The organism is Amycolatopsis sp. cmx-4-83 (assembly GCF_046548815.1).
GTDB classification, from domain to species: Bacteria; Actinomycetota; Actinomycetes; order Mycobacteriales; family Pseudonocardiaceae; genus Amycolatopsis; species Amycolatopsis pretoriensis_A.
The window spans coordinates 1-24,232 of the sequence record NZ_JAEBEF010000010.1; the positions used below are offsets into that span (position 1 = coordinate 1).

General features: G+C 71.8%; 23 protein-coding genes. 9 read left to right on the plus strand and 14 right to left on the minus strand.

What is annotated here, in order from left to right; translation table 11 throughout:
* Nucleotides 1-127 (plus strand): integrase core domain-containing protein (locus ACLJQM_RS29560; RefSeq protein ID WP_410634065.1); only part of this gene is annotated, 127 nt, incomplete at its 5' end.
* Here the strand turns inward: ACLJQM_RS29560 and ftsY are convergent.
* Entirely contained in the window at nt 124-1,440 is a 1,317-nt protein-coding gene (gene ftsY, locus ACLJQM_RS29565) for a signal recognition particle-docking protein FtsY (protein WP_360782569.1), read from the minus strand. The genes ACLJQM_RS29560 and ftsY overlap by 4 nt on opposite strands.
* 140 nt (nt 1,441-1,580) lie before the next feature.
* Between ftsY and ACLJQM_RS29570 the strand changes: the two genes are divergently transcribed.
* The 4 genes from ACLJQM_RS29570 to ACLJQM_RS29585 all read left to right on the plus strand — a co-directional run bounded on the left by ACLJQM_RS29570 (nt 1,581) and on the right by ACLJQM_RS29585 (nt 5,166).
* On the plus strand, nt 1,581-2,780 hold the full coding sequence (locus ACLJQM_RS29570; protein WP_410633595.1) for an anhydro-N-acetylmuramic acid kinase: 1,200 nt from the start codon (nt 1,581-1,583) through the stop codon (nt 2,778-2,780).
* A 15-nt stretch (nt 2,781-2,795) separates the two neighbouring features.
* Nucleotides 2,796-4,361 (plus strand): sodium:solute symporter, encoded by a 1,566-nt coding sequence (locus tag ACLJQM_RS29575; protein WP_410633597.1) that lies wholly within the window; start codon nt 2,796-2,798, stop codon nt 4,359-4,361.
* A gap of 86 nt (nt 4,362-4,447) precedes the next feature.
* Nucleotides 4,448-4,948: a DUF3455 domain-containing protein gene (locus tag ACLJQM_RS29580; protein ID WP_247013092.1), complete on the plus strand. Its 501-nt coding sequence runs from the start codon at nt 4,448-4,450 to the stop codon at nt 4,946-4,948.
* A gap of 92 nt (nt 4,949-5,040) precedes the next feature.
* Complete coding sequence (locus ACLJQM_RS29585; protein WP_360782577.1) at nt 5,041-5,166, plus strand: hypothetical protein; 126 nt, start codon at nt 5,041-5,043, stop codon at nt 5,164-5,166.
* Between the two features lie 4 nt (nt 5,167-5,170).
* Here ACLJQM_RS29585 and smc read toward each other — a convergent pair whose 3' ends face one another.
* Both smc and ACLJQM_RS29595 read right to left on the minus strand, forming a co-directional pair.
* Nucleotides 5,171-8,773 carry a chromosome segregation protein SMC gene (gene smc / locus ACLJQM_RS29590; protein WP_410633598.1) on the minus strand — a complete coding sequence of 1,201 codons (3,603 nt, stop codon included), beginning with the start codon at nt 8,771-8,773 and terminating at the stop codon, nt 5,171-5,173.
* A gap of 133 nt (nt 8,774-8,906) precedes the next feature.
* On the minus strand, nt 8,907-9,194 hold the full coding sequence (locus ACLJQM_RS29595; protein WP_247013097.1) for an acylphosphatase: 288 nt from the start codon (nt 9,192-9,194) through the stop codon (nt 8,907-8,909).
* Between the two features lie 178 nt (nt 9,195-9,372).
* On the opposite strand from ACLJQM_RS29595, the gene ACLJQM_RS29600 reads away from it, so the two are divergent.
* Nucleotides 9,373-9,969, plus strand: a complete 597-nt coding sequence (locus tag ACLJQM_RS29600) for a hypothetical protein (RefSeq protein ID WP_360782584.1) — start codon at nt 9,373-9,375, stop codon at nt 9,967-9,969.
* 60 nt (nt 9,970-10,029) lie between these two features.
* On the opposite strand, the gene ACLJQM_RS29605 is transcribed toward ACLJQM_RS29600, so the two are convergent.
* Genes ACLJQM_RS29605 through kdpF form a run of 8 tightly spaced genes read right to left on the minus strand, consistent with a single transcriptional unit; the run spans nt 10,030 to nt 18,132 of the window.
* Entirely contained in the window at nt 10,030-10,233 is a 204-nt protein-coding gene (locus tag ACLJQM_RS29605) for a hypothetical protein (protein WP_410633601.1), read from the minus strand.
* On the minus strand, nt 10,230-10,454 hold the full coding sequence (locus tag ACLJQM_RS29610) for a hypothetical protein (RefSeq protein ID WP_410633603.1): 225 nt from the start codon (nt 10,452-10,454) through the stop codon (nt 10,230-10,232). Before ACLJQM_RS29610 ends, ACLJQM_RS29605 begins: the two co-directional genes overlap by 4 nt.
* Before the next feature lie 21 nt (nt 10,455-10,475).
* On the minus strand, nt 10,476-11,174 hold the full coding sequence (locus ACLJQM_RS29615; protein ID WP_247013107.1) for a response regulator: 699 nt from the start codon (nt 11,172-11,174) through the stop codon (nt 10,476-10,478).
* Nucleotides 11,171-13,699: a DUF4118 domain-containing protein gene (locus tag ACLJQM_RS29620; protein ID WP_410633605.1), complete on the minus strand. Its 2,529-nt coding sequence runs from the start codon at nt 13,697-13,699 to the stop codon at nt 11,171-11,173. The genes ACLJQM_RS29615 and ACLJQM_RS29620 overlap by 4 nt, the downstream gene beginning before the upstream one ends.
* 4 nt (nt 13,700-13,703) lie before the next feature.
* The gene (locus ACLJQM_RS29625; RefSeq protein ID WP_410633606.1) at nt 13,704-14,315 is read right to left on the minus strand and encodes a potassium-transporting ATPase subunit C; all 612 of its coding nucleotides are present in this window, start codon (nt 14,313-14,315) and stop codon (nt 13,704-13,706) included.
* A gap of 6 nt (nt 14,316-14,321) precedes the next feature.
* Nucleotides 14,322-16,373 (minus strand): potassium-transporting ATPase subunit KdpB, encoded by a 2,052-nt coding sequence (kdpB, locus tag ACLJQM_RS29630; protein WP_410633608.1) that lies wholly within the window; start codon nt 16,371-16,373, stop codon nt 14,322-14,324.
* Entirely contained in the window at nt 16,370-18,031 is a 1,662-nt protein-coding gene (gene kdpA / locus ACLJQM_RS29635; RefSeq protein ID WP_410633610.1) for a potassium-transporting ATPase subunit KdpA, read from the minus strand. The genes kdpB and kdpA overlap by 4 nt, the downstream gene beginning before the upstream one ends.
* Nucleotides 18,031-18,132 (minus strand): K(+)-transporting ATPase subunit F, encoded by a 102-nt coding sequence (gene kdpF / locus ACLJQM_RS29640; protein ID WP_360782605.1) that lies wholly within the window; start codon nt 18,130-18,132, stop codon nt 18,031-18,033. Before kdpF ends, kdpA begins: the two co-directional genes overlap by 1 nt.
* Before the next feature lie 403 nt (nt 18,133-18,535).
* Here kdpF and asnB point away from each other — a divergent pair, with 403 nt between their 5' ends.
* Both asnB and ACLJQM_RS29650 read left to right on the plus strand, forming a co-directional pair.
* Nucleotides 18,536-20,377 (plus strand): asparagine synthase (glutamine-hydrolyzing), encoded by a 1,842-nt coding sequence (gene asnB, locus ACLJQM_RS29645; protein ID WP_410633612.1) that lies wholly within the window; start codon nt 18,536-18,538, stop codon nt 20,375-20,377.
* Between the two features lie 34 nt (nt 20,378-20,411).
* On the plus strand, nt 20,412-20,720 hold the full coding sequence (locus ACLJQM_RS29650; RefSeq protein WP_410633613.1) for a hypothetical protein: 309 nt from the start codon (nt 20,412-20,414) through the stop codon (nt 20,718-20,720).
* Nucleotides 20,721-20,748: 28 nt separating this feature from the next.
* On the opposite strand, the gene ACLJQM_RS29655 is transcribed toward ACLJQM_RS29650, so the two are convergent.
* The 3 genes from ACLJQM_RS29655 to ACLJQM_RS29665 are packed head-to-tail and all read right to left on the minus strand — an operon-like array spanning nt 20,749 to nt 23,221.
* Nucleotides 20,749-21,204 (minus strand): GNAT family N-acetyltransferase, encoded by a 456-nt coding sequence (locus tag ACLJQM_RS29655; protein ID WP_247013120.1) that lies wholly within the window; start codon nt 21,202-21,204, stop codon nt 20,749-20,751.
* A 14-nt stretch (nt 21,205-21,218) separates the two neighbouring features.
* On the minus strand, nt 21,219-22,217 hold the full coding sequence (locus ACLJQM_RS29660; protein WP_360782617.1) for a Gfo/Idh/MocA family oxidoreductase: 999 nt from the start codon (nt 22,215-22,217) through the stop codon (nt 21,219-21,221).
* Nucleotides 22,214-23,221, minus strand: a complete 1,008-nt coding sequence (locus ACLJQM_RS29665) for a LacI family DNA-binding transcriptional regulator (protein WP_410634067.1) — start codon at nt 23,219-23,221, stop codon at nt 22,214-22,216. The genes ACLJQM_RS29660 and ACLJQM_RS29665 overlap by 4 nt, the downstream gene beginning before the upstream one ends.
* Before the next feature lie 124 nt (nt 23,222-23,345).
* On the opposite strand from ACLJQM_RS29665, the gene ACLJQM_RS29670 reads away from it, so the two are divergent.
* Entirely contained in the window at nt 23,346-24,224 is an 879-nt protein-coding gene (locus ACLJQM_RS29670; protein WP_410633615.1) for a TIM barrel protein, read from the plus strand.
* Nucleotides 24,225-24,232 lie beyond the last annotated feature (8 nt).

Sequence of the window (24,232 nt, forward strand, 5' to 3'; positions counted from 1 at the left end):
CGATGCCCTGCGCCGGGCGGCGTTACCGGGCTGGATGCACTTCTACAATCATCATCGACCCCACAGCTCAACCGGCGGCAAGCCGCCGGTCACCCGGCTGACCAACCTCCCCGGACATCACATCTAGCCCAGCAGGGCGTCCACGAACGCGCCCGGCTCGAACGGGGCCAGGTCGTCCGGGCCCTCACCCAGCCCGACCAGCTTCACCGGGACGCCCAGCTCGCGCTGGACCTGGAACACGATCCCGCCCTTCGCGGTCCCGTCCAGCTTCGTCAGCACGATGCCCGTGACGTCGATGACCTCCGCGAACACCCGGGCCTGCATCAGGCCGTTCTGGCCCGTCGTCGCGTCCAGGACCAGGAGCACCTCGTCGACCTTCGCCTGCTTCTCCACGACGCGCTTGACCTTGCCCAGCTCGTCCATGAGGCCCGTCTTCGTGTGCAGGCGGCCCGCCGTGTCGATCAGGACCGCGTCGACGCCCGTGTCCACGCCGCGCTTCACCGCGTCGAACGCCACCGCCGCCGGGTCCGCGCCTTCCTTGCCGCGGACGACCTCCGCGCCCACGCGCTCGGCCCACGTCTGGAGCTGGTCGGCCGCCGCCGCGCGGAAGGTGTCCGCCGCGCCCAGGACCACCGTCTTGTCCTGGGCCACCAGGACGCGGGCGAGCTTGCCCGTGGTCGTCGTCTTGCCCGTGCCGTTGACGCCCGCCACCAGCACGACCGCGGGCTGCTTCTTGCCGTCGACGATGTGGGGCAGCGCCCGCACCGCGCGCTCGCTGCCGGTGGACAGCTGCGCCGTCAGCACCTCGTGCAGCACCTCGCGGGCCTCGGCCGACGAGCGGATCGCGCGCCGCGAGAGCTCGTCGCGCAGGCGGTCGACGATCTGGGTCGTGGTGGCCGCGCCCAGGTCGGCCATCAGCAGCGTGTCTTCGACGTCCTGCCAGGAGTCCTCGTCGAGGTCGCCGGCGCCGAGCAGGCCGAGCAGGCTGGTGCCGAACACCGAACGCGACTTCGCCAGCCGGCCGCGCAGCCGCTCCATGCGGCCCGTCGCCGGGTCGATCTCCTCGACCACCGGAGCGGCCGGAGCCGCCGGGGCGACCGGAGCCGGCGCGGCGGGCGCGGGGGGCTCTTCGGGGAGCTTGACGTCGCGGACCGTGCGCTGCGCCGAATCACGCGGCACGGCGGCGTCGTCGCCGACCGCGGGCTGGCCTTCGGTCTCCGGCCGGTCCTCGACCGGGTGCTCGGGCGCTTCGGCCGACCCGCCGGGCGCGAGGGCGATGCCCCCGCTGGCCGCGTAGGAGCCGCCCTTCGGCTTCTCCTCGACCTCGCGCTTGGCGTCCAGGCTGATCCGGCGCTTGCGCGCGACCAGCAGGCCGGTCACCAGGAGGGCGACCAGCACGACGACGGCCAGGACTACGAACAGGAACCAGGTGCTCGACACGGGACCCATCCTTCCATCCGCACCGCGCGGACCCGGACACCCCGTCCACACAGGCAATTCGCCACCAGATCGATCCCGATTGGGCCAAGACTTCACCAAGTGGGTTGCGTCACAGGAAGACCTGCACTAAACCCCTCCGGATGGGCAACCACGGCTTCCGGGTGATCGGCCTGATTTCGGGCACGTCGGTCGACGGCATCGACGTGGCCGCCGCCGACCTGCGCGCCGAGGACGACACCGTGGTGCTGACGCCGCTCGGCGAGCTCGACGTCCCCTACCCGGAACCGCTGCGCGAAGGTCTCCTCGCCGCCCTCCCGCCCGGCCCCTGCACCGCCGGCGAGCTGACGCGGCTCGACACCGGCGTCGGGCAGGCGTTCGCCGACGCCGCCCGGCGCGGCGCCGAAGAACTCGCCGGCGGCAGCGCGGACCTGGTCGCTTCGCTCGGCCAGACGGTGTTCCACTGGGTCGAGGAAGGCCACGTCCGCGGCACCCTCCAGCTCGGCCAGCCGGCCTGGATCGCCGAGCGCACCGGCCTGCCGGTGGTCGCCGACCTGCGGGCCCGCGACGTCGCCGCGGGCGGCCACGGCGCTCCCCTGGCGAGCACGCTCGACCAGCTGTGGCTGCGCGGCCTCGCCCAGGACACCGGGCGCCCGGTCGCCGCGCTCAACCTCGGCGGCATCGCGAACATCACCGTCGTCGCCGACGGCGCACCGGCGATCGCCTACGACACCGGCCCCGCCAACGCGCTGCTCGACCTCGCCGCCCACCGCGTCACCGGGCAGCGCAGCGACGTCGACGGGCGGCTCGCGCTCGACGGCTCGGTGCGCGCCGACCTGCTCGGCAGGCTGCTCGCCGACCCCTACTTCGCCGCCGCGCCACCGAAGTCGACCGGCAAGGAGCACTTCAACGCGGCCTACCTCGACGCCGCGCTGGCCGGCCTCGACCTGGTCGGGCCCGCCGACCTGCTCGCGACGCTGACCGAGCTGACCGCCGTGACCGTGGCCGAGCGGTGCCGCCGCCACGGCGTCACGATCGTCATCGCCTCCGGCGGCGGCATCCGCAACCCGGCGGTGATGACGGCGCTGGCGCGGAACCTGCCTTCGGCCGTGCTCAAGACCAGCGACGACCTCGGCCTGCCCGGCGCCGGCAAGGAGGCGTACCTGACCGCGCTGCTGGGGTGGCTCACCTGGTGCGGCGTGCCCGGTACGGTGCCGTCGGCGACCGGTGCCCGCGGGCCGCGCCTGCTCGGCGCGCTCGTGCCGGGTGCCGGGCCACTGATCCTTCCCGCCCCGCTGGGGGGCACCGTGACGCGGTTGCGAGTCGCGGAGAAGGCCGGATGAGGGTAGGAGAAGTCCATGCGTGGTGTTGACCTCGCGATCATCGTGGTCTACCTGGCGGCGATGCCGCTGATAGGCGTGCTCGTCGGCCGGAAGCAACGGTCGGCGGCCGACTACTTCGTCGGTGAGCGCAGCCTGCCGTGGGGTGCGGTGATGCTGTCCGTGGTGGCCACGGAGACCTCGACGCTGACCGTGATCAGCACGCCGGGCCTCGTCTTCGGCAACGCGTTCCTGTTCCTGCAGCTGGCCTTCGGCTACATCATCGGCCGGACGGTCGCCGCGTTCGTGCTGCTGCCGCGGTACTTCCGCGGCAACCTCGTGAGCGCGTACGCGTTCCTCGGGAAGCGGTTCGGCTCGGGGCTGCAGGGCACGGCGTCGGTGACGTTCGTGATCACCCGGCTGCTCGCCGAGGGCGTCCGCCTGTTCGCCGGCGCGATCCCGATCAAGGTGATCCTCGGGCACTACGACATCCACCTCGACTACTGGGTGATCGTCGTCATCCTGACCGCGCTGACGCTGATCTACGCCTACATCGGCGGGATCAAGGCGGTCGTCTGGGTCGACGTCATCCAGCTGACCCTCTACCTCGGCGGCGCCGCGGTGGCCGCGATCGTGCTGCTGAACAAGCTGCCCGGCGACTGGATGACCCAGGCGTCCGACGACGGCAAGTTCATGCTCGTCGACTTCACGAAGAACCTGCTGACCAGCCCGTACGCGTTCATCACGGCGGTGCTCGGCGGCGCGGCGCTGTCGATGGCCTCGCACGGCGCGGACCAGCTGATCGCGCAGCGGCTGATGGCCACGCGCAGCCTGCGCGACGGCCAGAAGGCGCTGATCGGCAGCGGTATCATCGTCACCATCCAGTTCGCGCTGTTCCTGCTGGTCGGGGCGATGCTGTGGGTGTTCAACGGGCGCAAGTCGGTCGCGCAGCTCGGCCTGCAGAGCCCGGACGACGTGTTCTCGCGGTTCATCATCGACGACCTGCCGGCCGGCGTCTCGGGCCTGCTCATCGCGGGCGTGCTCGCGTCGACCATGGGAGCGTTGGCTTCGGCGCTCAACGCGCTTTCGACGTCCACTGTGGCCGATCTCTACCAGCGGTTCACCAAGCGCGCGCCGGAAGATTCGAAGCTGCTCAAGCACGGTCGCATGTGGACACTCATCTGGGCGGTCGTGTTCGCGGTGTTCGCGTCGCTGTTCTCCACCACGAAGAACTCGGTCATCGAGCTGGGTCTCGCGATCACCGGGTACACCTACGGCGCGCTGCTCGGGTCGTTCCTGCTCGGCCTGCTGATCAAGAAGGCGCGGCAGGTGGACGCGATCGTCGCGTTCGTCGCCACCGTCGTGGTGATGGCGTTCGTCATCCTCGGGGTGAAGTTCAGCGCGAAGACCGGTGGCCTGATCGGGATCGACTTCTCGAAGGCGGCCGGGGACCGCGTGGCCTTGGCGTATCCGTGGTACACGCTGCTGGGCGTGGTGATCACGCTGGTCGTGGGCGGGTTGCTGTCGCTGCGGCACCGGACGCCGGACCCGAAGGCGGCCGAAGCCGAGGCCGTGGGCGAGAGCGAAGAGGTCACCACCGCCTGATCCTTCTGAACCGTTTCCGGCGGGCGCCCGTGTCGGTTTGCGGGAGCCCGCCGAGAAGCGGCGGGAGGACTTCGAAGGTGGACTTCATGAAGCGGATGACGGTGGCGCTCGCGATCGGCGGCCTGCTCCTCGGCGGCGCGGCGACGGCCTCGGCCACCCCGGCGGCCCCGCGCGTGCCGGACGCGATCAAGGTCCCGGCGGGCAACAAGGCCCTGGCCGCGTACCCGGCCGAGGGCGTGCAGATCTACGGCTGCACCGCCGGCGCGTGGACGCTGATCCAGCCCGCGGCGGTGCTGTCGAAGCACGGCAAGCCGGTGGCGCTGCACAGCAAGGGCCCGGTCTGGACGTCCATCGTGGACGGCAGCACGGTCGGCGCGGCGGCGGTGGCCAACGCCCCGCGCGACGGCGCGATCCCGGAACTGCTGCTCAAGGCGAACCTGAACACCGGCGACGGCGTCTTCGGCAAGGTGACGTACATCCAGCGCCTCAACACCCGCGGCGGCGTGGCTCCGGCGGGAGCGTGCACCGACGGCGCCCAGACGGCGGTCCGCTACTCGGCCGACTACGCGTTCTGGGTCGCCGGCTAAGGGGATGTGACCGCCCTCTCCGCTTCCGTAACCTGGGAGCGGAGAGGGGGTCTCACCTGCGGTCCGACCGCAAGCGAGGCGTCAAACGCGGCATGATGACGCCGCGCGGGCGCCGGCCGCGGATCGACGACGCCACCCACATCGGCAACGATCTCGGCACCTACGAGCCGCGCGCGCGGGGCGACGACCGCCGCGCGCCGCGCGAAGACGACATGTGACGCGTCAGCCGACCGCGACCGGTTCGTCGTCGGCCGTGCGCAGGCGCTGCGAGATCACCTTCGTGATGCCGTCGCCCTGCATGCTCACGCCGTAGAGCGCGTCGGCGATCTCCATCGTCGGCTTCTGGTGGGTGATGATGATCAGCTGCGACGAGTCGCGCAGCTGCTCCAGCAGGCCGATCAGGCGGCGCATGTTGGTGTCGTCGAGCGCCGCCTCGACCTCGTCCATCACGTAGAAGGGTGAGGGGCGCGCGCGGAAGATCGCGACCAGCATGCCCACCGCGACCAGCGACTTCTCGCCACCGGAGAGCAGCGACAGCCGCTTGACCTTCTTGCCCGGCGGGCGGGCTTCGACGTCGACGCCGGTGCTGAGCAGGTCGTCCGGCTGGGTGAGGACCATCCGGCCCTCGCCGCCGGGGAACAGCACGCTGAAGACCGTCTCGAACTCGCGGGCCACGTCGGCGTACGCGCCGGCGAAGACCTCGAGGATCTTCTCGTCGACCTGCTTGATGACGGCTTCGAGGTCCTTGCGGGTGTCCTTGAGGTCTTCCAGCTGCGTGGAGAGGAACTTGTACCGCTCCTCCAGCGCCGCGAACTCCTCGAGCGCGAGCGGGTTCACCTTGCCCAGCAACGAGAGGTCCTTCTCGGCGCGCTTGGCGCGGCGGGCCTGGGTGTCGCGGTCGTAGGGCATCGGCGGCGGCGGGGTGACGTCCTCGCCGCGGTCCTTGGCCGCCTCGTACTCGGCCATCTCGCCCGCGCTCGGCGGGACCGGGACGTCCGGGCCGTACTCCTGCACCAGATCCGTGAGGCCGATGCCGAAGTCCTCGGCGATCTTCGCTTCCAGGGTCTCCAGGCGCAGCCGCTGCTCGGCGCGCAGGACCTCGTCGCGGTGCACGGCGTCGGTCAGCTTCTCCAGCTCGCCGGTCAGCTCGCGGACCTTGGCGCGGACGCCGGTCAGCGCCTGCTCGCGGGTCTGGCGGCGGGCCTGGACCTCGTCGCGTTCGGTGGCCGCGCGCTGGACGGAGTGCTCGATGCGGTCGAGGGCGATCTCGCCGCCGTTGACCACGGCGTTCGCGATCTCGGCGCCACGCTTGCGGGCCGCGGCGGCGCGCTCGGCGCGTTCGCGGGCCTGCTGCTCGGCGTGCGCGGCGCGGCGGAGCCCTTCGGCCTTGCCCGCGATGCTGCGCGCCCGCTCCTCGGCGGTGCGCTGCGCGAGCCGCGCTTCCATCTCCTGCTGCCGGACGACGGCCAGCTCCTCGACTGCGGCGTCGCGTTCGGCGGTGTCCGGGTCGTCCTCGACCGGCTGCTCGGCGACGGCGGCGAGCCGTTCCTCCAGCTCGGCGAGCTGGGCCAGCGCCTGGACGCGGCTCTGCTCGACCTTCGCGCGCTGCCCGGAGAACCGCTCGACCTCGGCCTGCGCCTGGCGGGCGGCCTGCTGCATCCGGTTGAGCCGCTCCGACGACCGGGCCTTGCGGACCTTGGCCTCGCCGAGCGCGTCCTTGGCCTGCGAGACCTCTTCGCGGCGCGCCTGCTGCTCGGCGCGGGCGCCTTCCAGCTCGGCCGCGTAGCGCTCCAGCGAGCGCTCGGCCAGGCGGAGCCGCTCGGCCGCTTCGTCGACGGCGGCCTGGACCTCGATCACGCTCTCGCGCTTGCCGGAGCCGCCGATCGCCCAGCGGGCGCCGAAGACGTCGCCCTCGGCGGTGACCGCGCGGACCTCCGGGTGCACCGCGACCAGGTGCCGGGCCGCGTCGAGGTCGCGGACCAGCGCCAGCTTCTCGAGGGCCTGCTCGACGGCGGGCCGCAGCTGCGCGGGCGCCGTGACGACCTCACGCGCCCAGCGCGCGCCTTCCGGCAGCGACGGCCACGAGTAGGTGTCCACAGTGGACTCCGGACCGCCGAGCAGGATGCCCGCCCGGCCGGAATCGGTTTCCTTCAAGTACTTCAACGCGCGCAGGGCGTCTTCGCCGCCGGTGACGGCGACCGCGTCGGCCACCGGGCCGAGCGCCGCGGCCAGCGCGACCTCGTAGCCCGGCTCGACGGTGAGCAGCGCGGCGACCGAGCCGAGCAGGCCCGGCAGCTCGTGGGACGCGCCGAGCAGCGCGCCCGCGCCGTCCTTGCGCCGCAGGCCCATCGACAGCGCCTCGACGCGCGCCTTCTCCGACGCGATCTCGCGCTCGGCGGCGCGTTCGGCCTTGACCAGCTCTTCGACGCGCGCCTTGGCCGCGTTGTTGGCTTCGACCGCGCGGTCGTGGCGGTCCATCAGACCGGCGTCGTCGGACTCCTCGACGCCGCCCTCGGCCTTGGCCATCTCGAGTTCTTCGACGGCGATCTCGGCGCGCTCGGCGGCCTCTTCGAGGGACACGCTGAGCCGGTCGATCTCGTCGGAGGTGGCGCCGTTCTTGCTGCGCAGCGCCTCGACCTGGCCGGTCAGCTTGGCCATGCCCTCGCGGCGGTCGGCGATGGCGCGGACGGCGGCCCAGTGCGCGCGCTCCGCGGCTTGGACGCGCTGTTCGAGGTCTTCGCGGCGCAGCACGGTCTCGGCGAGCAGCTCCCGGGCCTCCATGACGGCCTCGTTGAGCTCCTCTTCCTGCTCGGCGACCCGCTCGGCCTCTTCGAGGAGCTCTTCGGGGTCGCGGCCGCCGGTCGACGTCGTGACGTCGGCGGAGAGGTGCCGCTGCCGCTCGATCGCGAGGCGGACGGTGCCGCGCAGGCGCTCGGCCAGCGCGGACAGCTTGTACCAAGTCTCCTGCGCGGTCTGCAGGAGCGGCGCGTCCTCGGCCAGCGACGACTCCAGCTCGGCTTCCTCGGCGGAGACGAGCTCGAGGTGCTGCTCGACCTCCCCGCGGCGCTGGCGGGCGGTCTTCTCGTCGGCTTCTTCGCGCGCGATCGCGTCCCGCTGGGTGACCAGGTCGTCGGCGAGCAGGCGCAGGCGGGAGTCGCGCAGCTCGGACTGGACGGACTGGGCCTTGCGGGCGATCTCGGCCTGCTTGCCCAGCGGCTTGAGCTGGCGGCGCAGCTCGGTGGTGAGGTCGCCGAGGCGGTCGAGGTTGCCCTGCATGTTGGCCAGCTTGCGCAGGGTCTGTTCCTTGCGCTTGCGGTGTTTGAGGACGCCGGCGGCCTCTTCGATGAAGGCGCGGCGCTCCTCGGGCTTGGACTCGAGGATCGCCGAGAGCTGGCCCTGCCCGACGATGACGTGCATCTCGCGGCCGATGCCGGAGTCCGAGAGCAGTTCCTGGACGTCCATCAGGCGGCAGCGGTCGCCGTTGATCTCGTACTCGCTGGCGCCGTCGCGGAACATCCGGCGGGTGATCGACACCTCGGAGTACTCGATGGGGAGCGCGCCGTCGGCGTTGTCGATGGTGAGGGTGACCTCGGCGCGGCCGAGCGGGGCGCGGCCCGCGGTGCCGGCGAAGATGACGTCCTCCATCTTGCCGCCGCGCAGGTCCTTGGCGCCCTGGGTGCCCATGACCCAGCGCAGCGCGTCCAGCACGTTCGACTTGCCGGAGCCGTTCGGCCCGACCACGCAGGTGATCCCGGGCTCGAAGCGCAGCGTGGTGGCCGAGGCGAAGGACTTGAAGCCCTTCAGCGTCAAGCTTTTCAGGTGCACTGGGTGCTGACCCCTCTGGCTGCCGGTACTGGCGTTTCAATCGTCCCAGGCTACCTGGGGGCCTCCGGGGTCCGCCGGACGCGCCCCTCCTCGGCGCGCCTAGCACACCGGGCGCCGCCGCGGCAACCATGCGTCACCGCTCGGCGAAACCGCTGAGTCCCCCTTTCGGGTCGGACCAGCGCTCGGCGACGTGCTCCACACTTCCGGGTGATTCTCCCGACCGCAGCGCGGCCAGCAGCCGCGCACAGTGGTCCCGGCTACCCTCCGCTATGACCTCGACACGCCCGTCGGCGAGGTTGCTCGCGCTCCCGACCAGACCCAGTTCGAGCGCACGGCTGCGCGTCCACCAGCGGAAACCGACCCCTTGGACCCGGCCGCGCACCCACGCCGTCACCCGGGTGTTCGTTTCTTCCTCACTCACGCCATCTCTCCCTTCCGGGTCAACTGACCGCGCACAGTAACGGATCAAGGCCACTACCTGGGCGAATACCCGCACGCCGGTGATAACCTCCGGGCCGAGGTCGCTCCCCCGCCGCGGGCGCAGTGCCCCGTTACCGACCTCGCCCGCGCCTCCCCGAAGCTTCCCCCAAGGAGCCTGTATGCCCCGCCCCGACGGGATCACCAGGATCGACACCGCGCCGCCGAAGAGCAGCAAACCGAACCGCACCGGGTACGTGGTGCTCGGGGTCGCCGGCCTGGTGGTCGCGACCGCGTTCGCCGCCGTCGCCGAGCTGGCGGGCCCGGACCCGGCCACGACCGCGGGCAGCACCGGAGGCACCGGCGGCCAGGGCACCTCGCAGGCCGGCCTGCAGACGATCCCGACCACCCCTTCGTCGGCCGGCCCGTCGACGGTGGGCGCCCCGACGAGCGAGTCGGCGACGACGTCGTCGAGCGCCCCGACCACGGTCGTGTCGGTCAGCCCGGACGGCAAGACCACGACGACGCTGGTGACCCAGCCCCCGCCGCCCCCGCGCAGCGACACGGGCGGCAACCCGCCACCGGTCACGACGCCGACGACCCCGAAGCCGCCGGTTTCCACCACCCCGAAGCCCCCGACGAGCACGACGCCGCCACCCCCGACCTCGACGACGGAGGAGCCGCCGACCAGCACCGGCGGCGGCACGAGCACCGGCGGCGCGCCGACCTCGACCGGTACGTCGTCCGGCGTGACTGGCAGCTCGACCCGCGCGCAGTAAGCGAACTCCCGGAAGGCCCCTTCCCCGGCAGCACCGCCGGGGAAGGGGCCTTCCGGCGTTCTAGGCGCCGCGGGCGCGCCGCCGGATCCACTCCGCCAGCGCGCCCCCGAGCGGCGGGCCGATCCCGATGATGCCGCGGGTCCACGGGTCCTCGACGCCGAACGCGGCCGACACCCCCACCCCCGCCAGGTAGCCGAGCGCCGCCAAAAGGAGCAGGCCCAGCAGCCGGGCTCGCCGGCCGCGGTGGGGTGCGGGCTCGCTCATCCGCGGCGCCGGCGCGTCCGGGCGTAGCGGAACCAGTAGCACCCGGCCAGGACCAGCCACAGCGCCGTCACGGCGAGCTGGATCCCGCGCTGCAGCCCGGGGAGCCCGCCGCCGACGGTGAGCAGGCCGGTGCCGAGTGCGCACACCGTGCACACGATCGCCAACGCCAGTGCGGCCTTCCCCGGCAAGCGGCCGCCCGGTAGCCATTTCCCTTCGGTCACCCGACCGGGGTACCCGCCGGGTCAAGCCTCGAAGCGGTAACCCATGCCCGGTTCGGTGAGCAGGTGACGCGGCCGCGAAGGTTCCGGCTCCAGCTTGCGGCGCAGCTGGGCCAGGTAGACCCGCAGGTAGTGGGACTCCGTCTCGTACGACGGGCCCCACACCTCGTGCAGCAGCTGCTTCTGCGCCACCAGCCGGCCGCGGTTGCGGACCAGCAGTTCCAGGACTCCCCACTCCGTCTTCGTCAAGTGGACTTCCGAACCGTCGGTGCGGCGGACGCGCTTGGCCGCCAGGTCGACGCTGAACGACGACGTCTCCACCACCGCCTCGGCGCCGTCCGCGCCGGTCACCGCCGAGCGGCGGACCGCGGCCCGCAGGCGCGCCAGGAGTTCGTCCATGCCGAACGGCTTCGTCACGTAGTCGTCCGCGCCCGCGTCGAGGGCCTGGACCTTGTCCGCCGAGTCGCCGCGCGCGGACAGCACGATGATCGGGACCGTCGTCCAGCCGCGCAGGCCCGCGATCACCTCCGTGCCGTCCAGGTCCGGCAGGCCGAGGTCCAGGACCACCACGTCCGGCTTGGTTTCGGCCACCGCCTTGAGCGCGGCCGTGCCGTCGTGCGCGGTGATCACCTTGTAGCCGCGGGCGTTGAGGTTGATCCGCAGTGCCCGCACGATCTGCGGCTCGTCGTCCACCACCAGCACGGTGGCACCCGGGTCGCTCATCGCACCCCCTCTTCCTGGAACTCGACGCTGAACGCGGGCAGCGAAACCACGATGGTGAGCCCGCCGCCCGGGGTGTCCTCGGCGCGGATCGTGCCGCCCATCGCCTCGGTGAAGCCCTTCGCCACCGACAGCCCGAGCCCGACGCCCGGGGTCGTGTCGCGGTCGCCGCCCAGGCGCTGGAACGGGGCGAACGCCGAGTCCGCCGCGCCCTTGCGCAGGCCCTTGCCGTGGTCGACGATCCGCAGCTCGACGTGCCCGGAGTGCGCGGAGGCCCGCGCGGACACCGGCGAACCCCCGTGCCGCAGGGCGTTGTCCAGCACGTTCGCCACCACGCGCTCCAGCAGGCCGGGGTCGGCGAGCACCACCGGGAGCTGGTCGTCGACCGCCACTCGCACCGCGTCGGAGTTGTCCACAGTGGACAACGCGTGCGCGACGACCTCGTCGTACCCCACCGGACGCAGGTGCGGCTTCACCGCGCCGGTGGCCAGCCGCGAGGAATCGAGCAGATTGTCGATCAGGCCCGCGAGCCGGTCGGCGGACAGCTCGATGGCCTCCATCAGCTCCGCGGTGTCCTCTTCGGACAGCCGGAGGTCGGGCGCGCGCAGGCTGCCGATGGACGCCTTGATCGACGTCAGCGGCGTGCGCAGGTCGTGCCCGACGGCCGACAGCAACGTCGTGCGCAGCTCGGTCGCCTCCGCTTTGCGCTCCGCCGCCGCGGCCGCGGCCGCCGTCCGCTGCTGGCGCAACGCGAGCAACGCCTGCCCGGCCACGGCTTCCAGCACGCGCCGGTCGGCCGCCGGCAGCGCCCGCCCGCGCAGGGTCAGGTGGACGTCGGCGGTGACGGCGATGTCGACGTCGGCCTCGTCCGGGTCCGCGCACGGCCGTTCCCCGGCGGCCGCCACGCCCCGCCACGCGCCTTCCTGCTTCTCCAGCAGCGTCACCGACGTCAGCCCGAAGTTCTCGCGGACCTTCTCCAGCAGCCGCTCGATCGGGTTCGCGTGGGTCAGCACGGTCCGCGCGTAGGAGGCCAGCAGCGCCGCCTCCGTCCGCGCCCGCGCCGCCTGCGTGGCCCGGCGCGCGGCCTGGTCGACGACCAGCGCGACGAGCACCGCGACCACGACCATCGCGATCAGCGTCACGAGGTTCTGCGGCGTGTGCACGGTGAGCGTGTAGAGCGGCGGGGTGAAGAAGAAGTTGAGCAGCCCGGCGCCGAGCACGGCCGCGACCAGCGCCGGGCCGAGCCCGCCGACCAGCGCCACGACGACCGTGGCCAGCACGTAGGAGATGACGTCGGTGGCGAAGTCGAGCCCGGCCGGGATGAAGAACCCGACCACGGTCACCAGCACCGGCAGCACGACGCTGAGCACCCAGCCCGCGACCAGCCGCGAGAACCCCAGCGGGCTCGCGCCCAGCCGCGTCCGCAGCCGCCCGCCCGCCTCGGAGTGGGTGACCATGTGCACGTCGATCGACCCGGACTGCCGCACGACCCCGGCGCCGATGCCCTCGTCGAACAACCGCGCCACGCGAGAACGCCGTGAGGTCCCGATCACCAGCTGGGTCGCGTTGACGCCGCGGGCGAAGTCCAGCAGCGCGGCCGGGACGTCGTCGCCGACGACGGTGTGGAAGGTCGCCCCCACCTCCTCGGCCAGCGTGCGGCAGCGGGCCATCGCGGTCGGGCCGATGCCGGACAGGCCGTCGCCGCGCAGGATGTGCAGCACCTGCAGCTCGGCGCCGGCCCGGGTGGCGATCCGGCTGGCGCGGCGGATCAGCGTCTCGCTCTCCGGCCCGCCGGTGATCGAGACGACGACGCGTTCGCGCGTCTCCCAGGTGTCGGTGATGCTCTGCTCGGCGCGGTAGCGCTGCAGGGCGACGTCGACCTGGTCGGCGACCCAGAGCAGGGCCAGCTCGCGCAACGCGGTCAGGTTGCCCGGGCGGAAGTAGTTGCCGAGCGCGGCGTCGATCCGCTCGGCCGGGTAGACGTTGCCGTGCGCGAGCCGCCGCCGCAGCGCCTCGGGCGTGATGTCGACCAGCTCGAGCTGCTCGGCGCGGCGAACCACCTCGTCCGGCACGGTCTCCTGCTGTGTGACGCCGGTGATCCGCTCGACGACGTCGTTGAGGCTCTGCAGGTGCTGGACGTTGACCGTGGACAGCACGTCGATGCCCGCTTCGAGGAGCTCCTCGACGTCCTGCCAGCGCTTGGCGTTGCGCGAGCCCGGCACGTTGGTGTGCGCGAGCTCGTCCACGACGGCGACCTCGGGCGCACGGGTGAGGATCGCGTCGACGTCCATCTCGTCGAACTCGCGGCCGCGGTGACCGGCGGGCCGCCGCGGCACGAGCTCCAGGCCTTCGAGCAGCACCGCGGTCTTCTCCCGGCCGTGCGTCTCCACCAGCCCGACGACGACGTCGGTGCCGCGGTCGGAGCGCCGGCGCGCTTCGCCGAGCATGGCGAACGTCTTGCCGACGCCCGGAGCCGCGCCGAGGTAGATCCTCAGCTCCCCCCGGCGCGGCTTGTTCACGGTGGTCACGCTGTCAGTGTGCCCCTCCGGCCGCGCCGCGCACGGCCAAGTTGAGCTGGAGCACATTCACGCCGGGGACGCCGATCCCGGCGCCGCTCGTGTTCGCCTCGATCAGCTGCTTCACCCGGTCGAGCGGCAGGCCGGTGTTCCGGGAGACCCGCTGGGCTTGCAGGTCCGCGTAGGCGATGCTGATCGCCGGGTCGAGGCCGGAACCCGACGCCGTCACGGCGTCCGGCGGTACCTGATCGGGCGACACACCTTCGCGCTTCGCGATGGCGTCCTTCCGTTCCCCGATGGCCTTCACGAGGTCTTCGTTGTACGGGCCCTTGTTGGACGCTCCGGACGTCGAGGGGTCGCCGGGGCCGAGCACGTCCTTCGAGAGAGCCGAGGGCCGCGTGTGGAACCACGGGTCGCGCGCCGGGTCGGCGGGCACCGGGTCGACGCCGATGAGCGACGACCCGACGGCCTGGCCGTTCTGCGTGACGACCGAGCCTTCGGCGTTGCCTTCGAGGCCGGGGATGCGGGAGATGGCCCACACCGCCAGGGGATAGAGGACCCCGAGCAGGACCGTCATCACGATGAGGACGCGCAGCCCCGCCCAGGTCTGCTTGACGAGCGTGTTCACTTTCGTTCACCCGATTCCTGGGATGAGGCGCACGAGCAGGTCGATCAGCCAGATCCCGAGGAAGGGGCTGACGATCCCGCCGAGGCCGTAGACGAGCAGGTTGCGGCGCAGCAGCGCGGACGCCGACGACGGCTTGTACCGCACGCCCCGCAGGGCCAGCGGGATCAGCACGACGATGATCAGCGCGTTGAAGATGACGGCGGAGAGGATCGCCGACTTCGGCGTGGCCAGGTGCATGATGTTCAGCCCGCCCAGCTGGGCGAAGATGGCGGTGAACATCGCGGGCAGGATGGCGAAGTACTTGGCCAGGTCGTTGGCGACGCTGAACGTGGTCAGCGCGCCGCGCGTGATCAGCAGCTGCTTGCCGATCTCGACGATCTCGATCAGCTTCGTGGGGTCGCTGTCGAGGTCGACCATGTTCCCGGCTTCCTTGGCCGCCGAGGTGCCGGTGTTCATCGCGACGCCGACGTCGGCCTGGGCGAGCGCGGGCGCGTCGTTGGTGCCGTCGCCGGTCATCGCGACCAGCCGCCCGCCTTCCTGCTCCTTCTTGATGAGCGCCATCTTGTCTTCGGGCTTGGCCTCGGCGAGGAAGTCGTCGACGCCGGCGTCCGCGGCGATGGCCTTGGCGGTGAGCGGGTTGTCGCCGGTGATCATCACCGTCTTGATGCCCATCTCGCGCAGCTCCGCGAAACGCTCCTTCATGCCCGGCTTGACGACGTCGGACAGCCGGATCACGCCGCGCACCACCGTGTTCTCCGCGACGACCAGCGGCGTGCCGCCCTGCGCGCTGATCTCGTCGACCACGCGCTCGGTCTCGTCGGGGAACTCGCCGCCGTTGTCCCGCACCCACGCGCGGACGGCACTCGCCGCCCCCTTGCGGATCCGCCGGTCGCCGACGTCGAGCCCGCTCATCCGCGTCTGCGCGGTGAAGGGGACGAACTCGCCGTGCTCGTCCTGGGCCGCGTGGTCCGCCGTCAGCTCGACGACGCTGCGGCCCTCGGGGGTTTCGTCGGCGAGGCTGGCCAGCCTCGCCGCGCGGGCCAGTTCGTCCGGTGTGGACGATCCGACCGGGATCAGCTCGGTGGCCCGGCGGTTGCCGAAGGTGATGGTGCCGGTCTTGTCGAGCAGCAACGTCGAAACGTCACCGGCGGCCTCGACCGCGCGGCCCGACGTCGCCAGGACGTTGCGCTGCACCAGGCGGTCCATGCCCGCGATGCCGATGGCGCTCAGCAGCGCGCCGATCGTCGTCGGGATCAGGCACACCAGCAGCGCGGTCAGCACGACCACCGACTGCTCGGACCCGGAGTAGCGGGCCATCGGCTGCAGCGCGACGACGGCGAGCAGGAAGATGATCGTCAGCGTCGAGAGCAGGATGGTCAGCGCGATCTCGTTCGGCGTCTTCTGCCGCGAAGCGCCTTCCACCAACGCGATCATGCGGTCCACGAAGGACTCGCCCGGCTTGGTGGTGATCTTCACGACGATCCGGTCGCTCAGCACGGTCGTGCCGCCGGTGACGGCGCTGCGGTCCCCGCCGGATTCGCGGATGACCGGGGCGGACTCGCCGGTGATGGCCGACTCGTCGACGGTCGCGATGCCCTCGACGACGTCGCCGTCGCCCGGGATCACCTGGCCCGCCTCGACGACGACCAGGTCGCCGATCTTCAGCTCGACGCCCGGGACCTGCTCCTCCGAGCCGGTCGCGGTGAGCCGGCGCGCGACCGTCTCCTTCTTCGCCCGCCGCAGGGATTCCGCCTGCGCCTTGCCGCGCCCTTCCGCGACGGCTTCGGCGAGGTTCGCGAAGAGCACCGTGAACCAGAGCCAGACGGCGATCAGGATCGTGAAGACGCTCGGGTCGGTGACCGCGAAGACCGTGGTGAGCGCGGAACCCACCCACACCACGAACATCACCGGGTTGCCGAGCTGGTGCTTCGGGTTGAGCTTGCGGAACGCGTCCGGCAGCGACGTCCAGAGCTGGCGCGGGCTGAACACCCCCGCGCCGACCCGGCTCGTCGTCTCAGTGGCGGGTGTCACCTGGGGTCGTTCTTCGGTGACGGTCATGCGAGTGCCTCCGCGATGGGCCCGAGCGCGAGCGCCGGGATGAAGGTGAGGGCCGCGACGAGCACCACCGTGCCGGTGAGCATGGTGGCGAACAGCGGGCCGGTGGTGGGCAGCGTGCCCGCGGTTTCGGGCACCTTGCGCTGCGCGGCCAGGGAGCCGGCCAGGCAGAGCACGGCGAGGATCGGGATGAACCGGCCGAACGCCATGGCGACGCCGAACGAGGACTGGAACCAGTCGTTCGTCGCGGTCAGGCCGCCGAACGCGCTGCCGTTGTTGTTGCCGGTGGACGCGTAGCCGTAGAGGATCTCGGACAGGCCGTGCGCGCCGCCGTTGCCGAGCGCGCCCACCGTGTCCGGCAGCAGCAGCGCGATCCCGGAACCGAGGAGCACCACGGTCGGCATGGCCAGCATGGCGATCGCCGCGCAGGTGACCTCGCGCCGGCCGAGCTTCTTGCCCAGGTACTCCGGGGTGCGCCCGACCATCAGCCCGGCCAGGAACATCGCGATGATCGCCATGACCAGGATCCCGTAGAGCCCGGTGCCGACGCCGCCCGGCGAGATCTCGCCGTAGAGCATGTTCAGCAGCGGTCCCCCGCCGCCGAGCCCCGAAAGGCTGTCGTGGGCGCCGTTGACCGCGCCGGTGGACGTGCCGGTGGTGGTGTCGGCGAAGATCGACGTCAGGCCGATGCCGAACCGCTGCTCCTTGCCCTCCATGCTCGCGCCCGCGGCCCGCGCCGCCGGGTTGTCCGCGTAGGCCTCGGAGAACCAGATGATCGCCAGCGACGCGGCCCAGAGCAGGCTCATCACGCCGAGCAGCACGTACCCCTGCTTGGGCTTGCCGACCAGCTTGCCGAACGCGCGGGTCAGGCTGACCGGGATCACCAGGATCAGGAACAGCTCGACGAGGTTCGACCAGGCGTTGGGGTTCTCGAACGGGTGCGCGGAGTTGGCGTTGAGGACGCCGCCGCCGTTGGTGCCCAGTTCCTTGATGGCCTCCTGGCTCGCGGCCGGGGCGAGGGCGATGGTGCTCGGGCTGCCGTCGGGGTTGGTGACGGCGACGCCGGCCTTGAGGCTCTGCACGACGCCGAGCGCGACCAGCACCAGCGCGAACACGAACGCCATCGGCAGCAGCACGCGGACCGTGCCGCGCGTGAGGTCCACCCAGAAGTTGCCGAGGCGGTCGGTCTTCGCGCGGACGAACCCGCGCGTCACGGCGATCGCCACGGCCAGGCCGACGCCCGCCGACAGGAAGTTCTGCACGGTCAGGCCGGCCATCTGCACGAAGTGGCCCATCGTCGTCTCGGGGACGTAGGACTGCCAGTTCGTGTTGGTGACGAAGGAGATCGCCGTGTTGAACGCGACGCCGGGGCTCACCGCGCCGCGGCCCAGGTTCCACGGCAGCAGCGGTTGCAGCCGCTGCAGCAGGTAGAGCAGGACGACGGAGACGAACGAGAAGCCGAGCACACCGGCGGCGTAGGTCGGCCACCGCTGTTCGGAGTCCGGGTTGACGCGGAAGAGCTTGTACAGGCCCTTCTCGAGCTTCGTGTGCTTCTCGCTGGAGAAGACGCGCGCCAGGTAGTCGCCGAGCGGTTTGTAGACCGCGGCGAGGGCGGCGAGGAGGAGGCCGAGCTGGATGAGCCCGGCCGTCGTGTCGGACATCAGAATTTCTCCGGCTTGATCAGCGCGACGAAGAGGTAGCCGAGCAGGCCCAGCGCCAGCAGTCCGCCGACGACATTGGCCACGGTTCCGGCGCCGCTCACAGCTTTTCCATCCCGCGCAGCGCCAGCGCGAGCACCACGAACACGCCGATCAGCAGGACGGCGTAGAGCAAGTCGGCCACAGGCACCTCTCAAGACGGGTCACCGGGTTCGGTGACCGGACGCCTTCACTCTGCGGCTCCGGGACCCGGTTCCGACCTGCGGCTGACGGCGCCTTGATGCGTTCCTGACACGCATTTACGCCGTCTTTATGGCAGGTGGCGGCGGTCACGCAAACGTTTGCCCCACTGTGACTGCATGCAGTTGGTCAGTGACTCACAACACACCGCGTGACCAAACAAGTGCGGAAAGTGCAATTCGGGCAGACAACATCTTCAGGTCGTGTTACACCTGTGTTACCGATAGTTGTATCGGCTAAGCAAATCTTTGGGAGAGGGGATCACCTATGTGCGGTATCGCCGGCTGGGTTTCCTACGACGCCGACCTCACCCGCCGCGAGGAGGTGGTCGACGCGATGACCGCGACCATGTCCTGCCGCGGCCCGGACGACGAAGGCACCTGGGTGCGCCGGAACGTCGCGCTCGGCCACCGGCGGCTCGCGATCATCGACCTGCCCGGCGGCCGGCAGCCGATGTCGGTGCACACGCCGAACGGCGACGTCGCGATGGTCTACAGCGGTGAGGCCTACAACTTCACCGAGCTGAAGGAAGAGCTGACGAAGCTCGGCCACCAGTGGGAGACCGACAGCGACACCGAGGTCGTGCTGCACGGCTACCTGCAGTGGGGCGACGCGGTCGTCGACCACCTCAACGGCATGTACGCCTTCGCGATCTGGGACGAGCGCGACGACCGGCTCGTGATGATCCGCGACCGGATGGGCATCAAGCCGTTCTACTACTACCCGACGCGCGACGGCGTGCTGTTCGGCTCCGAGCCGAAGGCCATCCTGGCCAACCCGCTCGCGAAGAAGGTCGTCGACCTCGACGGCTTCCGCGAGCTGGCCGGCTTCACCAAGCGGCCGGGCTGGTCGCTGTGGAAGGACATGGAAGAGGTCCAGCCGGGCACGATCGTCACCGTGTCCCGCGAGGGCATCAAGACCCGCACCTACTGGAAGCTGGACGCGAAGAAGCACACCGACGACCAGGAGACGACGGTCGCGCGCGTGCGCGAGCTGATGACCGACATCGTCAACCGCCAGCTCGTCGCCGACGTCCCGCGGTGCGTGCTGCTGTCCGGTGGTCTGGACTCCAGCGCCGTCACCGGCCTGGCCGCCGCGCGGCTGGCCGAGCACGGCGAGCAGCTGCGGACGTTCTCCGTCGACTTCTTCGGCCAGGAGGAGAACTTCAAGCCCGACGAGATGCGCGACACCGCGGACTCGCCGTTCGTGCGGGACGTCGCCGAGCTGGTGAACTCCGCGCACGAGGACGTCATGCTCAACCCCGGCGACCTGACCGACCCCGAGGTCCGGCGCGCGGTGCTGCGGGCCCGGGACATCCCGGCCGGCCTCGGCGACATGGACACCTCGCTCTACCTGCTGTTCAAGGCGATCCGCGGCCAGTCGACGGTGGCGCTGTCCGGCGAGTCGGCCGACGAGGTGTTCGGCGGCTACCGCTGGTTCCACGACGAGAAGGCCGTCAACGCGGACACGTTCCCGTGGCTGGCGTTCCGGACGTCGATGATGGACGAGCGGGCGTCGCTGTACACACCGGACCTGGTGAAGAAGCTCGACGTCGAGTCCTACGTCGCCGACCAGTACTCGTCGGCCGTTTCCGCGGTCGAGCACCTCGACGGCGAGTCCGCGCTCGAGGCGCGGATGCGGACCATCTGCAACCTGCACCTGACCCGGTTCGTGCGGATGCTGCTCGACCGCAAGGACCGCGCGTCGATGGCGGTGGGCCTGGAGGTCCGCGTGCCGTTCTGCGACCACCGGCTGGTCGAGTACGTGTACAACACGCCGTGGTCGCTGAAGACGTTCGACGGCCGCGAGAAGAGCCTCCTGCGGCACGCCACCAAGCACGTGCTGCCGGAGTCGGTGGCCCAGCGGGTGAAGAGCCCGTACCCGTCGACGCAGGACCCGGGCTACGCGGCGGCGCTGCAGCAGCAGGTCAAGGAGGTGCTGGCCGACCCGGGCCACCAGGTGTTCGGGCTGGTGGACCGCGGGTGGGCGCACCGGGCGTCCGAAGTGGACCCGGCGACCATGGACCCGGCGATGCGGATCGGGCTGGATCGGGTGCTCGACTTCTACCACTGGATCGAGATGTACTCCCCCACGCTCGAACTGTCTTGACCTCGAGTGCCCTTGAGGTGTGAGCCTGGGCGGCATGAAGGTGCTGCTGTTCGGCCGCAACCCGGCCACGGTCTCGAGGGTGACGGCGGCGCTGTCCGCGGCGGGTTTCGCCGCGGACGGCGTCGTTTCGGAGGAAGCGGTGCTGTCCCGGCTGGGTGTCGTGGACGCGCTGGTGCTGGGCGCGGGGGTGGTGGGCGCGCTGCGGGAGCGCGTCACGGCCGCGGCGGTGCGGCACGGGGTCGCGTGGGTGCAGGGGCCGCACATCCTCCCGGAGCGGGACGCGCTCGAGTACGTGCGGACGGAGATCCTGCCGCGGCTGGTCGTGAGCGGGAAACAGGGTTAGCACACTGTTTCCCGCTCACGAGGTTTGCTCAGCCGAGGCGCAGGTCCGCGCGGATCTCGTCGCCCTCGGTGGTGAGCGTGGCGCCGAGGGCGGCCAGCACCGAACGGGCGCCGGCGTTGTCCGGTGTCGTCGAGGCGGTGAAGCGGGCGGCGCCCGACGTGCGGGCTTCGGCCAGGAGCAGCCTGGTCACCTCGCGGCCGATCCCGCGGCCGCGGGTGTCCCGGCTCAGCCAGATGCCCGCTTCCACCGCGTCGCCGTGGCGCTCCAGCCGGGCGGCGCCCACCGCGGTCCCGTCCACGTCGACCACCCACGTGCGTTCCACCGCGGTCGCCGGGTCGAGCGAGCGACCTCGGTGGAACGCCAGGAACGCGTCTCGGCGGGCCGGCGTCCAGCCGGGCGGGCCGGGCACCGGGGGCATCACTTCCAGGGGATCCGCACCGGTCACCGCCGCGTCCAGCAGGCGGGAGAGCGCGGGCTCGTCCAAAACCGTCAGCGTGATCAGCGCCGGACCTCCGCCAGCCGCACCGGACGCCGCTCACGCCGGGACACCTCGCACGCCTCCGCGATGTAGAACGCCTCCAGCGCGTCCGCCGCGACGCACGGCGAAGGCGCCCGGCCCGCGACGACGTCCAGGAACGCCTTCAACTCCGTCGTGTACGCGGGCCGGAACCGCTCCATGAACCCCGGGTACGCCGGCCCGGGCAGCGGGGCGACCCCCGGCTCGACCGAGCGCAGCGGCGCCCGGTCGTCCAGGCCGACGACGACACCCGACACCGACCCGAGCACGTCCAGCCGGACGTCGTAGCCCGCGCCGTTGTAGCGGGTCAGGGACACCGTCGCCAGGGTGCCGTCGTCCAGGGTCAGCGTCGCCGCCGCCGTGTCGACGTCGCCCGCGTCCGCGAAGAACCGCTCACCGCGGTTGGCGCCGATCGCGTAGACCTCCTCGACCTCGCGGCCGCTGACCCAGCGGATGATGTCGAAGTCGTGGACGCCGCAGTCGCGGAACAACCCGCCCGAATGGGCCACGTACTCCGCCGGCGGGGGCGCCGGGTCGAACGTCGTCGCGCGCAGGGTGTGCAGCCAGCCCAGTTCGCCCGACGCGACCGCCGCCCGCGCCGCCTGGTAGCCCGCGTCGAAGCGGCGCTGGAAGCCGATCTGGACCGGCACGTCCGAGGCGCCGATGCGGTCGATGACGGCCAGGGTGCCGGGGATGTCCGCGGCCACCGGCTTTTCGCAGAACACCGGCAGGCCCGCGTCGACCGCCGCGATGATCAGGCCCGGGTGCGCGTCCGTGGCGGCCGTGACGACCAGGCCGTCGAGGCCCGCGGTGAACAGGTCGTCGAGGGACGTCGTCTCGACGCCCAGCTTCGCGGCCGCCGACCGGGCCCGCGCCGGGTCGACGTCGGCCACCACGACCGACCCGACCTCCTCGAAGCCCTTCAGCGTCTCCGCGTGCGCGGTGCCGATCCGGCCGGTGCCCGCCAGTCCCAACCTCATCGTGGTGCTCCTCCTGTCGCAGAAAACCCGGCGGTGGTCGCGCGGACCACCAGGGAGGGGTGCAGCAGGTGCCGGACCGGCTCCGTGCGCTCCCCGCGGACGCGCTCGATCAGCGCCGCGAACGCCAGCCGCGCCATGTCCGTGCGCGACTGGTCCACCGTGGTCAGTGAGAGGTGGCGCAGCGCGGCCAGCGACGTGTTGTCGTACCCGACGACCGACACGTCCCCCGGTACGCGCAGCCCGGCCTCTTCGAGGGCCGAGATCGCGCCCACGGCGTTGAAGTCGTTGCCGGCGACCAGCCCCGTCGGCAGTTCGGCGCGCGAGTACGTGGCGAGCAGCTCGCGCACGGCGGTTTCGCCACCGATGTCGGTGTGCTCGCTGCGCACGACGATCGGCTCCAGGCCGTGCGCCCGCATGGCCGACTCGAAGCCGCGCCGCCGCTGCGCCGCCCCGGCCGCGCCGCCGCCGTCGAGGTGCGCGATGCGCCGGTGCCCGAGGCCGGCCAGGTGGCCGACGGCCAGCGCGGAGCCCGCCTCGCCGTCGTCGTTCACCGTGTCCACTGTGGACGCGCGGATCGTCCGCGAAACCAGCACGACCGGGCACTGCTTGGCCGCGATCCGGATCGACGCCGCCGGCACGACCGGCGAAAGCAGGATGATCCCCGCCGGGCGGAAGGACAGCAGGTTGTGCAGGGCGTTCCACTCGCGCGTGGGACTGCGGCCGCCGGTGTTGAGGATCAGGTCGAAGCCCGCGGCCTGCGCGGCCCGGTCCAGCTCCTCGACGATGTCGGCGAAGAACGCGTTGCGCAGGTCGTTGACCATCACGCCGAGCACCGTGGACGTCCGGCTGGCCAGCGACCGCGCCATCACGTGCGGCTGGTAGCCGAGTTCTTCGGCGGCGCGCAGGACCGCGGCGCGCCGGGCGTCGGACACCTTCGGCGAATTCCGCATCACCAGGGAGACCAGCGCGCGCGAAACGCCCGCCCTGGCGGCGACGTCCTCCATCGTCGGACGCACGAGCACCTCCCCTGAGCACCGGAAACCCGGGTCTTGACTTGCTGTGACGGACGCTACAAGATTAGAGCGCTCTAATCAATAGAGCGCTCCAACGCCACCGACGGAGGCCCTTGTGACAGCGACGATCCGAGTAGCCGCCGCGCCGATCTCCTGGGGCGTCTGCGAAGTTCCGGGCTGGGGCCGGGTGCTCGACGCCGCGACCGTGCTCGGCGAGATGGCGGCGCTCGGCGTCCAGGCGACCGAACTCGGCCCGCCCGGCTACCTCCCCCGCGACCCGGCCGGGCTCCGGGAGCTGCTCGGGACGCACGGCCTCACGCTCGTCGGCGGGTTCCTCGCCGTCGTCCTGCACGAAAACCAGGAAGCCGCCCTCGCGGAAGCCGAAGAGTCCGCCGCGCTGTTCGCCGCCTGCGGGGGCGACGTCCTCGTGCTCGCCGCCGCGACCGGGCTCGACGGTTACGACGAACGCCCGAAACTCACCGGCGCCGAATGGGCGACGCTGCTCGGCACCGCCGGCAAGATCCGCGACATCGCCGCCGCCCACGGCCTGCGCACGGTGCTGCACCCGCACGTCGGGACGCACGTGGAGCAGCAGGCCGAGGTCGAGCGCTTCCTCGCCGATTCCGAGCTCGGCTTGTGCCTCGACACCGGGCACCTGATGATCGGCGGGACGGATCCGGTCGAGCTGGCGAAGCGGTATCCCGAGCGGGTGGGGCACGTGCACCTGAAGGACGTCCGGGCGGACCTGGCGGCCGAAGTCCGCGCGGGACGGCTCGGCTACACCGACGCGGTCGGGCGGGGCATCTACACCCCGCTCGGCGAGGGGGACGTGGACGTGGCTTCGATGGTGCGCTCCGTCCAGGCCGCCGGCTACGACGGCTGGTACGTCCTCGAACAGGACACCGCCCTGGGCGAGGAAAGCCCCGACGACCTGCCCCGGCGGGACACCGAGCGCAGCCTGGCCCACCTCGCGAAGATCATCGACTCCCTGTAATCCCGGTC